This window comes from Streptomyces cathayae (assembly GCF_029760955.1).
Lineage (GTDB): Bacteria > Actinomycetota > Actinomycetes > Streptomycetales > Streptomycetaceae > Streptomyces > Streptomyces cathayae.
In genome coordinates this window covers 7,432,137-7,444,935 of sequence record NZ_CP121682.1, presented here as the reverse complement: position 1 = coordinate 7,444,935, position 12,799 = coordinate 7,432,137, and the positions used below count along the sequence as shown (strand labels likewise).

Sequence of the window (12,799 nt, the reverse complement as noted above, 5' to 3'; positions counted from 1 at the left end):
GCGGACGGGGATGCTGCGTCCTGTGTCCGGGGCGCCCTGGGCACGGTACGGGTGGAGGGCAGCCGATGGAGGTGCGGGTCCGTCACCGCGACGACCTGGGTCGTGAGCGGCTGGTGTCGGCTGCCGTGCTGCGGGGGACACCGGTGGAGGAATGGCCGGTGTTGAACGAGCAACGTCCTTACAAGGGCCGCAAGTCCAAGGTGTCGCGATGGTGGTCGTCAACCACGAAGAAGGACATCCTGTGCCGGTCGAAGGAGCACGCGTTCGCGGCGATGTTCCTCGACCGCGACCCGGACATTGCCTATCTGGGCGCTGCGTCACTGCAGTTGGAGTACGGGGTGGGTGAGGGCAAGGTCGTGGTGGAACCGGCTTTTTTGGCCCGTACGGTGGGCGGGCAGCGTGTGTTCTACTTCTACTCCCCCGCCTGGCGGGAGCCGGATGAGCAGGAGTGGGCAGTGGCGCGGGCCGCGGCCGACGACGCGGGCTGGGAGGTGCGGGCTGCGTACGCGCCGGCAGGTCAGCTGCGCCGCAACGTGTACATCGTCTCCCAGTTCCGCCACGACGAGTATCCCGATGAGGCGGCGAAGGGTGCCTTGCTGGAGGTGTTCGCGCGGCCGCGGTCCGCAGGTGAGGGGGCCGATGCCGCGGGTCTGCCCCCGGGCCAGGGCAGGGCCCGTTGCTGGCATCTTCTGTGGACGGGGGCGCTGACCTGCGACTGGGAGCGGCCTTTGACTCCGGACAGCATGGTGTGGGCCGTCCAGGAGGCGCGGTGAGTGTCCCGGCCGCGCCGGTGGCGGATCCCCTGCGTTCTGCGCCTGCCGGAGGGGCGGACGGTCTGCGGCCGGGGATGACCGTGCGGTGGAAGGCCGGGCGGTATCTGATCGGTGCTGTGCAGGGCACCCTGGTGCACCTGGTCGCCCTGGAGGAGGGCGGGCAGGACGCGCTGGTCGTGGTCTCGGTCCTTGTCTGTGCCGCGGACTTCGCGGTGCTAGAGGGTGACGGGACGCCGCAGGAGCCTGAGGCGGAGCCGGACTGGGCGGTGCTGAACCGGCTTGCCGAACATCATCTGAAGCAGATGCGGGACTGGGAGGAACACGTCCGCGAAGTACTGACCGGTCGCCCGGTCGGCTCGCAGGGTGCGTTCGTCCCCCGCCCGGGCTATGACCCGGCAACGACCACCCGGACCGAGCGCTATGCCCTGAAGGCCACCGAGCTGAAAGCTGTCGGCCTGCGCGGTTCGGTCGCCACGGTGCAGCGTAAATGCCTGGCCTACGAGAAGCAGGGGCTGCTCGGCCTGGTCGATGAGCGGTGGCTGCGCACCACCGCCCCCTACGGTCGCGTCGACGAGCGGGTGGTGGAGGTGATCCGCCAGCAGGACAAGGCCCAGGACGGCTTGTCGGTGGGCACGCTCTCACGCCTGCGCACCCAGGTACGTACCGCGCTGCGCCACGCATACCCGAACGAGTACAAGGAGTTGATGCCCGCCCGGTCCACCTTCTACGACCTGCTCAAACGCCTGGGGATCTCCCACGCCTCCGCAGCGCCCGCAGGCAGGGACAAGCAGGGGCCCGAGCCGCCCTACCAGCCGGTCATGGTGTCGCTGCTGGGGGAACGCGTCCAGATCGACTCCACCGGACTGGACGTGGTGGCCCGCGGGGACGACGGCCGGCCGGTCTCGCTGGAGCTGACCTACGCCATCGACACCCTCAGCCGCACCATCCCGGCCGGGATCGTCGTGCCCAAACGGCCCGGCCGCAAGAAGGGGCCCGGAAGCCGACGCCGCGGGGGGCGCGGCACCAGGTCCCTGGACGCGGCCCTGCTGCTCGCACAGGCGCTGGCCCCCCTGCCGGCACGTCCCGGCTGGTCGCCTCAGGCCCTGGCCGAGAACTCCGACCTGCCCTACGAGCAGATGGCCGCCGGCGATCCCCGCATGGCAGGTGCGGCCGCCCGGCCGGTGGTGCGCCCCAAGACGGTGGTCGTCGACAACGCCAGGATCTTCAAGGCCCAGCATTTCAAGGACGCGTGCAGCATGCTGAACATCGGCGTGGAGCCCGCCCGGGAACGCACCGCCGAAGACAAAGCGATCATCGAGCGCACCAACCACTCGATCAAGAACGGATTCTCCCAGTTCGTCGCCGGCTACACCGGCGACAGCCTGGCCACGCGCGGGAAGAGGGTCGGGCAGGAGCGGTTGTGGCCGATCAACCGAGTGCAGGAGATGTGGCACGAGTGGGTGGCCACCCACTGGCAGCAGCATCCACACGAAGGGCTGCGCTCCCCCTTCCTGCCCGGCCTCGTCCTCACACCGAACCAGATGTACGCCGCCGCCGTCGCCACGGAAGGCGCCGTGCCCCGGCCCGCCACCCCCGACGAGAACCGCAAACTGCTGCTCAACGTGAAGCGGATCGTCACCCGCGAGGGCATCCGGATCGACAACCGCACGTATATCAGCCACCGCATCAGCGAGTTCAAGAACCGCCACACCGGCATCAAGGGACAGGGCCGCCATTGGTCGGTCTACTACAACCCCTACACACCGGGCCGGGTATGGCTGTACGACCACACGGCCGAGAAGGACCCGGCCCGCAGCCCGTGGGTGCCGTTCGACTTCAAGTACCAGCATTTGATCAACGATGCCTGGACCCAGTACCTGTGGGAACGGGCCGCCGACATCGTCGCGGACCGTTGCGGCCGGGAAGGTGGCGAGGAGGAGATCACCCGCGCCGTGGACGAACTGCTGGACCGCGCACGCAAGGGTCCCTCGCCCAAAGACACTCCGGCCGTCCGTGACGCCGTGCCGGTGGCCGCGTTCGTCCCTCAGCCGGTGGACATCGCCGAGACGCCCTTCAACCCCTACGCGGGCATCGCCCCGGCCGACCCCGCACGCGTGCCCGCCGCGCCGTCGCTGAACGTCCCCGCCAGGGACCTCTTCCCCGGCCAGCGGACCGTGCGGCACCCGTCGAGCCCGACCCGGTCGATCCCGACGACGCACTGCCCCCTGCCGCAGACGGACCTCCGCGCCGTCGCCGCCCCGGCCCCGCGAAGACGCCCCGTCTGGACGGAGCGGCCGGAGACATCTTCCGCAATCTCGCCGCCGAGCCGCCCTCCCGCGCCGGAGAAGACCCGTCGTCGGCCTCCCCCATCCCGCAGGAGACCTGATGCCCACCACGCACACCTCGCAGAGCCCAGTCACCCTAGATGTGGCCCCGGCCCCCTTGTACCGACTGCTGGATCCCGACCTGCTCTCGACGCGCGAGGGTCTGATGGACTTCGTGCACCACGAACCCAAGCCCCCGGACCTGGCCGACTGTGCCCCCTCGGGCACGAAACTCCCCGACACCGACGTGCGGATGATGTACCACGGAAACCTGCCCTGCGTGAGCACCCCCGACGTGACCCGGGGTCTGCTGGACGCCCGTCGTACTCTGCGCACCAACCGGTTCAGGCGAGTCGGAAAGCGCATGAGCATGGTCATCGACGGGTGTGCCGGCAAGTCCACCCTGCTGGCGCAGATCGCCCGCGCCTATCAGGGACTGCTGGAGAACGAACGCCGGCCGGACAGGGAATGGACCCCCGTCGTCTACATCAACGTCCCGCCGCGCCACGAATGCAACCTGGACTGGTCCCTGCCCTTCGCCGACTTCTTCGGCATGGACCACACCCTCAACCTCGACAAGCGGACCTACCGCAGCACCGACATGACCGAACCGGTCATCCACACGATGCGGGAGAGCGGCACCTCCCTGATCTGCATCGACGGGATCGACCGCATCCACAGCAACGACCTGACGAAGGCCTTCGCCTACTTCGACAGCCTGCAGGCCCGTCTGCGCGCCTCCGTCATCTACTGCGGAAACGGTGCCGTCGACATCGTCGAGGAAGCTCTCCGCCATCGCCGTCACGGCGAACGCCCCGACCAGTCCGAGCAGTTCCGCACCACGCTGCCCGTGATGCGGATCCGCCGCATCCCCTTCCACGAGGGACAGCAGGACGCCTGGCGCACCGTCCTGATGGACTACGACAAGAACCTCCGTCTGTACAACCATGTCCCTGGTGCAGGAAAGCTCCTCGACTTCGACACGGAGCTCCACGCGCGGACCGGCGGCTACATGGACACCCTGGATCAGCTCCTGTGCCAGACCGCTCAGCAGTCCATCGAGGACGGCACCGAAGCGATCACCCAGGAAGGTCTCGACGACATGGTCGTCGGCCGCGGCGACCTGGAGGACGACTGGGCATAGGGTCTGCTTCCGGCAACGCCCGGGCAACCGATATTTGAGCGGCCAGGCGAGGGACGGGGGTTGCTCGCGGTGAGTTCCCAATCCGGCTTCGGGTGCGTGCTGGCAGGGTGGAGCACCACGAGCGGCGGTAGTGGGTTGGGTTGGCTGTGCGATGGCTGTCGGCGCCGCCGGGCACAGAGGCCAGGGACACAAAGAACCTGTGGCAGCGGCTCATATCGGTCTGCCCACGGGGCTGATGGTGAGCTCTACAGGGGTGACGCGCCGGCTGTGGCAGGTCCAGGCGGTTCCCGTCCAGCGCCCTCCCGGCAGGCGAAGATCAGCGCGACGACACTGTGGAAGCCGAGCTCAGGATCTTCCGCGAGCTGACGGTAGGTGGCCGTGTCGCGTGCACTGGGGCCGGGAGGCCCGCGGGATGGGTATGCCATTCACCGACCCAGACGCTGCGGTCGGCCGTGAATGCCTCGTCGGCGAGTATCTGAGCGTGCCCGAGGTCGCGCAGGAAGTACGTAGGGGTGCGGACGGCGGCAGGTCCGGGGGCCCCGGCGTGGCAGATCGTGACGGTGTATCTGGTGTGGTGTCCGAGCAGGATTCCCCCGGTCTCGGTGGTGTGGTCGACCGTGTGCAGTTCGGTGGTGATCGCGAGGGCGGCCGGAGCAGTGAGGTGTACGACGGTCACGGGCTGCGGGGTCATGGCGCTTCGCAGGTGGGGCAGCCGGGCCGCGGCGGGGTGGCGGGAAGCCAGCGAAGTTCGGCGGTGCGGCCGAGGTCGAAGGGCGCGGCCCAGCCAGGTTGGCGGCGCAGTCCGATCAGGGCGTGTTCTCCGGGGAGGCGCTGATCGGGGTGTCCGGCGTGTTCGAGGAGGGTGGCGGCGGCGGTCTTCGCCGCGAGGTGGGCGACGAGGTGGAGGTCCGGGCCGACGGCGGTCATCGGTCGGTGTCGGGTTCCGGTGCCGTATCCGGCGTCCAGGGCGGGTTCGGGGTCGAGGCTGCCGGCTTCGGTGAGGCTGTGGCGGCGGCAGGTCAGGCAGCCGTGCCGGCGCCATGGGTGCAGCCGGATGATTTCGCCGAGGGCTCCGTACTGCAGAACGCAGGCAAGGATGGCGGTGCGGTCCGCGCGGCGGGCCAGGTGGCCGGTGACGCGGCGTGCGGCCACCCCGTCAGCCGTACACACGACGAGGTGGGTGTCCATGAGGAGGGCGCGGATCTGGTCGGCGTGCTCGATGACGTCCAGGGCGAGGGGGTGACGGCGGTGTCGGGGCGCAGCTGGGTGAGTTCCTCAGCCAGTGCGGTGACTTTGGTGCGGCCGATGTGCCTGCGGGAACTGGTGTGCCGGACGAGGTTGTGCCATTGGAGGCGGTCAGGATCGACGAGGGTGAGGTGCCCGATGCCGTAGCCGGCCAGCGCATGCGCGGTGGCCGAGCCGATACTCCCCGCCCCGACCAGCATGATGTGGGCATTCTGCAGTTCCTGTACGGGCCAGTGATGGTCGAGTTGCCGAATCCCGGTGGTTTCGGGCTCGGCCGACATCTCGAGGGGCTGGAAGCCCGCGCGGGTGACGTGCCAGGCGACGAGGTCGGGCAGACGGCTTTCGGGATAAGCGTCCTTCACGCCGGGGGCGTGGGTGAGGGCGACATAGCCGCCGTCGCCCGGCGTCTTGAAACCGTTGGGGACGGCGTCCTTGAACACGTCAAGTTTCATGGCCGTGTCACGCCGTACTCGCAGGAGGTGCCAGAGCGCGTGCAGTTCGTTCTTGGCCCGGTACCAGTAGCCGGTAGGGCGGGAGTCGCAGCTGGCGAGCAGGCGGGGGGCGGGCGGCGGCGGGTCGACCGAGATGATGGAGCCGCCGCCCTCGGAGATTCCGCCTACCACAGCGAGGTCGTCCGGCTGGCTGATACGCAACGACAGCCGGCCCCATGCGCCCGAGGCGCGGAGTACGGTCGCGGCGTCCTGTGGAATGAGGATCAGCACGCGGGACCGTCCTGCCCGCCGTCCCCGGGTGGCGGGGGCTGGGCCAGGAAGTGGTCGAGCCGGTGGTCGGTGACGATGCCGCTGCCGGTCATCTCCTCGATCGCCTGGTATTTCATCAGCGCGTACTCGATCCGCCAGCCGGCGGCCTTCAGTAGCAGGTCGACAACGGTCTCACGGCCCGTCCATACGTCGTCCTGCAGGAGGCACAGGCTGGCGTCTCCGTTGACGTGCCAGATGTGCTGGGTCCACTCGAACGGGGCGGGCAGCGGGTCCAGCGGGATGATGCGCGGGGCCACCATGGGGTAAGCCTGGCTGTATGCCAGGCGCAGTCGGAGGCCGCTCTCGCCTATCCAGTCGGTGAGGTGGGTGGGCTCGGGCCGACCGAACGGCCAGCGCGGCAGCGTGCCCTCCCAGCTTCCCGCTCCCTCGTCACTGAAGACGAGGTCCGGGAAGTGGGCAGGGATCTCCTCCCGGTCTCGTCGCAGTCGGCGTGGTTCGCACTCCCACCAGGCGATGGGAGTGCGGGCGCCACAGACAGGTGCGGTCGTCATCCCTGGGGTGCGTCCTTGATGGGGCGGGGGCTGATGAGCGCGGGCGCGCCTATCAACGCGGTGCTCTTGGGGGCAGCGGCGGGAGCCGGGAAGTCCTCACCGAAGATCTCCTGCCACAACCGCAGCGCCTCGTCTGTGTCGCCTTCGGCCGCCGCCGTGCAGGCCTGGTCTGCCAGGTCCGCGGCTTCGGCGAACGCAGCCGACAGACCTTCGCGATCCAGGTCGGGCTGGATCTCGCCGCACAGACCGGCCGGGTCCCACACGCCTTCGTTGACCCGGGTCGCGGCGGCGGTGAAGAACGTCTTCAACCCCTGGCAACGGTTGCCGGACGCGGGCAGGCACTGCAGGGCAAGGACCTCCATGACGAGGGACTTGATGCGCCCTTCGACCTGCACGTCGAGTCGCCACTGCTTGAGCAGCCTGACCAGCGGCCGGAAGTACGACCAGTCCCGCTGGTGTTCGGCCACCATGTTGATCAGGTATTCGGGGTTGGCTGGCACCCATCGGGCGCTGAGCTGCTCGGGGATGAGCAGCGAGTTGTCAGGCTGGCGCAGCGCGGCCATGACGTCGACGGTGAAGGCCTCCGGGTCGTCGGGGTCGTCGAGGAAGCACTTGACGGCGTGGTTGCGCAGCAGGGTGTGCCGAACCACGGTGGCGTGAGTGCCTTTGCTCTGGCTCAGCAGCCGGTTGACCTGGGAGCGGATGTGCTCGAGGGCCTCCTCCGCGCTCGGCCCGCTGCTCCCCCACTCGGGGTGTTCGTCCGGGTCGTAGACGACGACGATGTCAACGTCGTGGATGGGCTTGAGCTGCGTGCTGCGGCTCAAGGAGCCCGATCCGAACGTCTCGAGGACGTCGGGCTCTTTCAGCAGCGCCTCCTTGAACAGGTCCCGGCGCCCGCGGGCCAGCCGCGTTTTCTTGATGTCCTCGTCGACGGACTTCTGCAGCGCGTCGAATGCCTCGTCGATCCCCATGCGGTGTGCCTCCTCGGGCTCGCCGTTCAGCCCGGGCACGCCCCGGCCGCGGCTCCTGCGAGGCGCGGCCGAAAACGGACGTTCGATGGCTGCTCGTTCCCACGGTACGGGCACCCGCTGACAACGCCCCTGGGACCAGGTCGCGTTGATCTTCATGGCGTGGGGTGTCCCGTACCGTGCCGCCGATCCGGCTGCCGAGGGGCAACGCATCGAGCAATCAGGAGGCTGCCCCGTCAGGCATGGAACGCTCGCCCCGCGAAGCGGGATCGCACGAGGGTGCGCTCCCGTAAGAGCGCACCCCGGCCGACGAGCTGGGGGGACATGGGATGTTTCGGGCAGTTGAGGCGGCCTCGTCGTCATCAACCTCCCGCACGGCATGCGTTCAGCCACGGCACGTCGCAACGGGGCGAAGGTTGCCTGATGCGGCGCTAAGATCATCGAGCTGAGTGTTGAGGGGGCAGCATGGCCGTCGCCATAGTCGACGCCGTCAGGCTCGCGAAGGCGAACCGACGGAGGTACGAGCGTCTACTTGAGTGCCACGAGGAGCTCAACCAGCGGGCAGCCGCGGAGAACGCCGCCCAGCACAAGGCACGGCAGACGCTCTACGACGAGGCCCTCGTCCCCTTCTATGACGTTTTTCGGCGGCTCAAGCACGCCGATCTGGTCGATCTGGCCGCGATCGAGATGCCAACCGTCGGCGGCGACGTGGACATTGTGCTCCGGCGATTGCGCGAACGCGCTGTGACGGCCGCTGTCGGCGCGCTGGCCGGCGGCGCGCTCGCAGGTTACGGCGCCTGGGCAGGCACCTACCTCGCGGTGGGCGCCTTCGCCTCCGCCTCGACCGGCACGGCGATATCGGGGTTGTCCGGGGCGGCCGCCACCAGTGCCACGCTCGCATGGCTGGGAGGCGGGTCTCTTGCCGCAGGCGGTGGCGGGGTGGCGGCCGGGACAACGGTGCTGTCCGTGATCGTCGCGGCTCCAGCCGTTCTCTCGCTGGCTGCCATCGTGGAGTGGCAGGGCCGCGCAGCCAGACGCGGCCAGCGGGAGATGGCGCAGGACCTGGAGCGGGCCGAGACGGAGATGAGCGCGGCGGAGGATGCGGCGTCCGCACTGTACGCGCGCAGCAAGGACATACGTCGCGTCCTGCGGGACCTTCGGTTCATCCTGGTAAGACGGCTGCCGTCATTCACCGCGCTGACCGAAGCGTGCGACGACTTCACCCGGTACGACTCCCGTCAGCGCGCCGAGGTAGCCACGATGGTGGATCTCGCCGGCCTCGCCGTCATGGTCATGAGTTGCCCGATCACGGACGCGGATGGACAGTTGACCGAGGAATCGGGGCTGGTCGTCGCCGACGCCGAGGCCCGGCTGCGGGTGTTGGACACCGAGGCGTGAGCGGGCAGGGTTTACGCGTCGACGACGAACGCCTTCTCATACACCTGCTGTCCGTTGACGTCCTCATACACAGTGGTGGGTCGCAAGCGGTTCCACCGATTGCCCAGCAGCAGAGCCAGGCCCATCGGGCCGGCCTGGAACAGGTGGATCGCTGGATGTGTGCGGCAGGCACGACGCAGCAGGCCCCGGATTCCGACGGCCAGTGCGCTGGCCGTGGCCGCATCCGGGATCGCGTTGTCCTTCGCGCCGCCGGGTGGGCGCAGCACCAGCAGACGGGAGACGGGTATCTGCTGCTCCCGCAGAAAGTCCAGCACGTCCTCGGTGGGGTCGACAGCGACGCCTATGGCCACGGCGAGGTCCGGTCCGAGACCGAGAGCGTGCTCATCAACATCCGGGGCCAGCACAGCGTCGTACTCGGCAGCGGACGACCAGACCTGTCCGCGCTGGGCCACGGCCAAATCGACTCCGGTCACCATGCGGAAAGCCGCGCCGACCACAAACGCGGGTGCGAGACGCAGGCTGCCGGTGACGGCGATGGAGGTCGTGCCCGGCGGCATCCGAAACGGTGCCGCTTCGATGTCCGCCTGCAACTGCGCCCAGGTCGCCGGGGCAAGCGGACGCCGCTTCACGTAGGGCGAGGCGCCCTCGAAGTGGTCCGCCCAGTCCACCGCGTAGTCGGCGTCCTCCGCCATCGGGTCCGGTTTCAGCGTGGCGACGGAAAGCACCGCCCGTGACGAGCCGGCCTCCAGACGCAGAGACTGGATCGCCTCCCTGACATCCGCCAGAGACAGCCTGCGCTGCCCATCGGCGACTTGGCGCGCCACCCAGTCCGCTCCGGCGTGCATAGCCCCCTCGTCGAACCGTAGCCCCGCAGCAAACATCAGCATCTGCAGGTGCTCATGCAGGTGCAGCACGTCCCGTGCCAGGTCGAAGCGCAGCACCTTCAGAAGATCCAGCAGCCTGTCCTCGCTCAACCCGATGCCGGCGGCCCAACGACTGCGCGCTTGCCCCTTCTTCGAACGCGGTCCCTGCTGCGCCGCCTTCGGCACGAGCAACTGGGTGCGGGAATCCCGCAGCGAGATCAGCGGATCCCCGGCGTCCGGGGACCGGTTACTCAACAACGCAAGATCAACCGGCAAGCCGTCCCCGGCGAGTTGCTGCCAAGCCTGTGCCACCTTGCGCAGGATCGACGGACCGCCCTGGTCGCTCGGCTTGAGCAAGTACTCCTCGTTGACAGGTGAGGAACTGTCCGCGGCGTATTTGACCTGCATATAGGTATGCGGTGGCTCCGTACGGTACAGGACAACGTCATCCACGTTCCCCACACCATCCATCTCGACGCCCACCGCCACCACCGGGTTCGGCACGCGCATCGCCGCGTCCCGTACCGCTGTGACGCAGCCCTGCCACGCGACCAGCCACTGGTACCGGTCACCGGCGATACGAACACCCGTCGAACTCGGGGCAGGCAAGTCAGACACGGAACGCAACCTCCCACTCGAGGCCGCCATACCGCAGCCACCGGGCAAATCATCGCCCTCGCCCCTTCGCCGTGCCCACCCCCGGCGCCGAGAGACCATAGCGCTGAACATGGCGTTCACAAGCCCGCCCGGGACCTGGCGAGCTTGAAAAGATCGACGGGAGATCGCAGCAGGCATCCGCACTCCCTCAGGTCCCTGCTCTATACGCGTCCAAGGTCACTTGATGTGAGTCCAGGGCAAGTTGCGGCGAGCCAGTTCAGAGGCCTACGGATCAGAGAACCTGCAGGTAAGCAGCTCTCAGATGTTGTCCGAACGCAGTTGAGGTGCTCCAGGTCAGAAAGGCCAGCCGAACACCAAGATCACATCATCTCTAGCTGGTCGCGACACCACGCGGCCACGCTGAGGAGCTCGCGGTCGACGGCGAGACCGAGCCGGTGATCGTCAAGCTGGGCGTATGGATCTCCAACACCAAAACCAGGCGGGACAAGCTCAGCGCGGAGCAGCTGGCCGCGCTGCGGAAGTTGGGCGTGGAATGGGCGTAGCGACCTTTGACAGGATCTGTCGCCAGCTACTGCCACTCATACGTCGCCCATCGTTGAGGCTCTCACACGGTACGTTGCCCTTGCCGAAAACCTCATCCGCCGAGGTAGGAGCCGGTGTGCGGGATGCGCGGGTTCTCGAGCACGGACGCTGGAATCGGTGCTCTCGCGGGACTGGCGATCACCCCGGCATGATGGCTGCTCGTGCTGCTACGACTGGCTTACCTGACCGTGACGAACGCGTTCGCCGTGCTGCGCCTGCTGCCCATGAGCGACCGGGACATGGAAACGGAGATCCTCGCCCTCCGGCATCAGATCACGGTGCTGGAGCGCCAACTCGGTGGCGAAAAGGTTCGGTTCTCCCCGAACGATCGCGCGTTCCTGGCGGCGTTGCTGCACCGCCTGCCCTCGCAGGTGCTGCGCAGGATACGGCTGGTGGTGCGTCCGGACACCGTGCTGCGCTGGCACCGCGATCTGGTCGCACGCCGCCACGCTGCGCGCTCCCGGCCCAAGCGCCCGGGAAGGCCGCGGACCGTGCGCTCCATCCGGCTGCTGGTGCTGCGGCTCGCCCGCGAGAACTCCAACTGGGGATACCGCCGCATCCATGGCGAACTCCTCGTTCTGGGCGTTACGGTGGCCGCCTCCACCGTCTGGGAAATCTTGAAGGAGGCGGCATCGACCCGGCGCCCGAGCGGGCCTCGAGCACCTGGGCGGGCTTCCTGCGTTCCCAGGCCGACGCGCTCCTGGCGTGCGACTTCTTCGAGACCGTCACCTTGTCCGGGGCCCGCTTGTACGTGTTCGCCGCGATCGAGCACGCGAACCGCCGGATCCGGGTCCTCGGCGCCACCGCGCACCCCACCGCATCCTGGGTGACGCACGTCGCGAAGAACCTCGTCATGGACCTCGAAGACGCCGGCTGCCGGGCCAGGTTCCTGATCCGGGACCGGGACGGGAAGTTCCCGCGGTTGTTCGACGAGGTACTCAAGGACGCGGGTATCGAGGTGGTGCTCAGCGGAGTACGGATGCCGCGCATGAACTCAATCATGGAGCGGTGGGTGCAGACCTGTCGGCGCGAGCTGCTGGACCGCACCCTGATCTGGAACCAGCGACACCTGCTCCACGCGCTACGCGAGTTCGAAAACTTCTACAACTCCCACCGGCCCCATCAAGGCATCGCCAACGCCCGCCCGCTACGCCCCTTGCCGATGCCGATCAGCGATCCGAAGCAGATCACCCGCCTCGACATACGACGACGCCAACGACTCGGCGGCATCCTCCACGAGTACCGACATGCCGCATGACCTGCGCGGATGAGCTTTTCGGCAGGCGCAGTGCTCCCGCAGCCAATCGGCCGGGAGCCGCTGACTGAAGCCCAACCGCGCCGCTTCCTGCTTCAGCAGGAGGAACTGGTCGGTGTCCACGGCTCGGATCGTCCGCGGCAGCACTGCAGTCATGCCGCGATCATGCCACCAGACGACGCCGGTGGGGCCAGCTCGCACCGACAGCCGGGGCCACTTGAAACCGTCACACCGCCCCAATCGATCTCTGGGTGGGGCCACTTCAGACCGTCCGAGTGGGGCCGACTCAAACCGTCACGGCCACCGAGGGCTTCACCGCCGAGGTGATGTGCCGCTTCCTGGACCGGCTCGCAGGC

At 68.4% G+C, this 12,799-nt stretch carries 10 protein-coding genes and 2 pseudogenes; 5 read left to right on the top strand and 7 right to left on the bottom strand.

The genetic code is table 11. The features are described from left to right. Positions 1-65 precede the first annotated feature (65 nt). Positions 66-773, top strand: coding sequence for a hypothetical protein (locus tag PYS65_RS33985; protein WP_279331607.1), 708 nt, complete (start codon positions 66-68; stop codon positions 771-773). A gap of 1,126 nt (positions 774-1,899) precedes the next feature. Here the strand turns inward: PYS65_RS33985 and PYS65_RS33980 are convergent. Further along, complete coding sequence (locus PYS65_RS33980; RefSeq protein ID WP_279337788.1) at positions 1,900-2,112, bottom strand: hypothetical protein; 213 nt, start codon at positions 2,110-2,112, stop codon at positions 1,900-1,902. A gap of 1,046 nt (positions 2,113-3,158) precedes the next feature. Here PYS65_RS33980 and PYS65_RS33975 point away from each other — a divergent pair. Next, entirely contained in the window at positions 3,159-4,241 is a 1,083-nt protein-coding gene (locus PYS65_RS33975) for an ATP-binding protein (RefSeq protein ID WP_279331610.1), read from the top strand. Positions 4,242-4,557: 316 nt separating this feature from the next. On the opposite strand, the gene PYS65_RS33970 is transcribed toward PYS65_RS33975, so the two are convergent. The 5 genes from PYS65_RS33970 to PYS65_RS33950 form a co-directional block, all read right to left on the bottom strand. Continuing rightward, positions 4,558-4,917 carry an MPN domain-containing protein gene (locus PYS65_RS33970; RefSeq protein WP_279337787.1) on the bottom strand — a complete coding sequence of 120 codons (360 nt, stop codon included), beginning with the start codon at positions 4,915-4,917 and terminating at the stop codon, positions 4,558-4,560. A gap of 11 nt (positions 4,918-4,928) precedes the next feature. Beyond that, positions 4,929-5,168, bottom strand: coding sequence for a hypothetical protein (locus PYS65_RS33965; protein ID WP_279337785.1), 240 nt, complete (start codon positions 5,166-5,168; stop codon positions 4,929-4,931). A 92-nt stretch (positions 5,169-5,260) separates the two neighbouring features. Further along, positions 5,261-6,208: a HesA/MoeB/ThiF family protein gene (locus PYS65_RS33960; RefSeq protein ID WP_279337783.1), complete on the bottom strand. Its 948-nt coding sequence runs from the start codon at positions 6,206-6,208 to the stop codon at positions 5,261-5,263. Continuing rightward, positions 6,202-6,759 carry a ubiquitin-conjugating enzyme family protein gene (locus PYS65_RS33955; protein ID WP_279331612.1) on the bottom strand — a complete coding sequence of 186 codons (558 nt, stop codon included), beginning with the start codon at positions 6,757-6,759 and terminating at the stop codon, positions 6,202-6,204. The genes PYS65_RS33960 and PYS65_RS33955 overlap by 7 nt, the downstream gene beginning before the upstream one ends. Next, positions 6,756-7,769 (bottom strand): SMODS domain-containing nucleotidyltransferase, encoded by a 1,014-nt coding sequence (locus tag PYS65_RS33950; RefSeq protein WP_279331613.1) that lies wholly within the window; start codon positions 7,767-7,769, stop codon positions 6,756-6,758. The genes PYS65_RS33955 and PYS65_RS33950 overlap by 4 nt, the downstream gene beginning before the upstream one ends. A 423-nt stretch (positions 7,770-8,192) precedes the next feature. Here PYS65_RS33950 and PYS65_RS33945 point away from each other — a divergent pair, with 423 nt between their 5' ends. After that, positions 8,193-9,125, top strand: coding sequence for a hypothetical protein (locus PYS65_RS33945; RefSeq protein ID WP_279337782.1), 933 nt, complete (start codon positions 8,193-8,195; stop codon positions 9,123-9,125). A gap of 11 nt (positions 9,126-9,136) precedes the next feature. Here PYS65_RS33945 and PYS65_RS33940 read toward each other — a convergent pair whose 3' ends face one another. After that, positions 9,137-10,606, bottom strand: a complete 1,470-nt coding sequence (locus PYS65_RS33940; protein WP_279337781.1) for an SAVED domain-containing protein — start codon at positions 10,604-10,606, stop codon at positions 9,137-9,139. A gap of 386 nt (positions 10,607-10,992) precedes the next feature. Here PYS65_RS33940 and PYS65_RS33935 point away from each other — a divergent pair. Together PYS65_RS33935 and PYS65_RS33930 are read left to right on the top strand one after the other, a co-directional pair. Then, positions 10,993-11,148: pseudogene (locus tag PYS65_RS33935) on the top strand (helicase associated domain-containing protein); the annotation flags it as partial. Positions 11,149-11,349: 201 nt separating this feature from the next. After that, a pseudogene (locus tag PYS65_RS33930) lies at positions 11,350-12,446 on the top strand (integrase core domain-containing protein). Positions 12,447-12,799 lie beyond the last annotated feature (353 nt).

Coding starts and splice junctions, on each gene's coding strand:
- PYS65_RS33985 (WP_279331607.1), top strand. CDS start 66: ATGGAGGTGCGGGTCCGTCACCGCGACGACCTGGGTCGTGAGCGGCTG.
- PYS65_RS33955 (WP_279331612.1), bottom strand. CDS start 6,759: ATGACGACCGCACCTGTCTGTGGCGCCCGCACTCCCATCGCCTGGTGG.
- PYS65_RS33965 (WP_279337785.1), bottom strand. CDS start 5,168: ATGACCGCCGTCGGCCCGGACCTCCACCTCGTCGCCCACCTCGCGGCG.
- PYS65_RS33975 (WP_279331610.1), top strand. CDS start 3,159: ATGCCCACCACGCACACCTCGCAGAGCCCAGTCACCCTAGATGTGGCC.
- PYS65_RS33945 (WP_279337782.1), top strand. CDS start 8,193: ATGGCCGTCGCCATAGTCGACGCCGTCAGGCTCGCGAAGGCGAACCGA.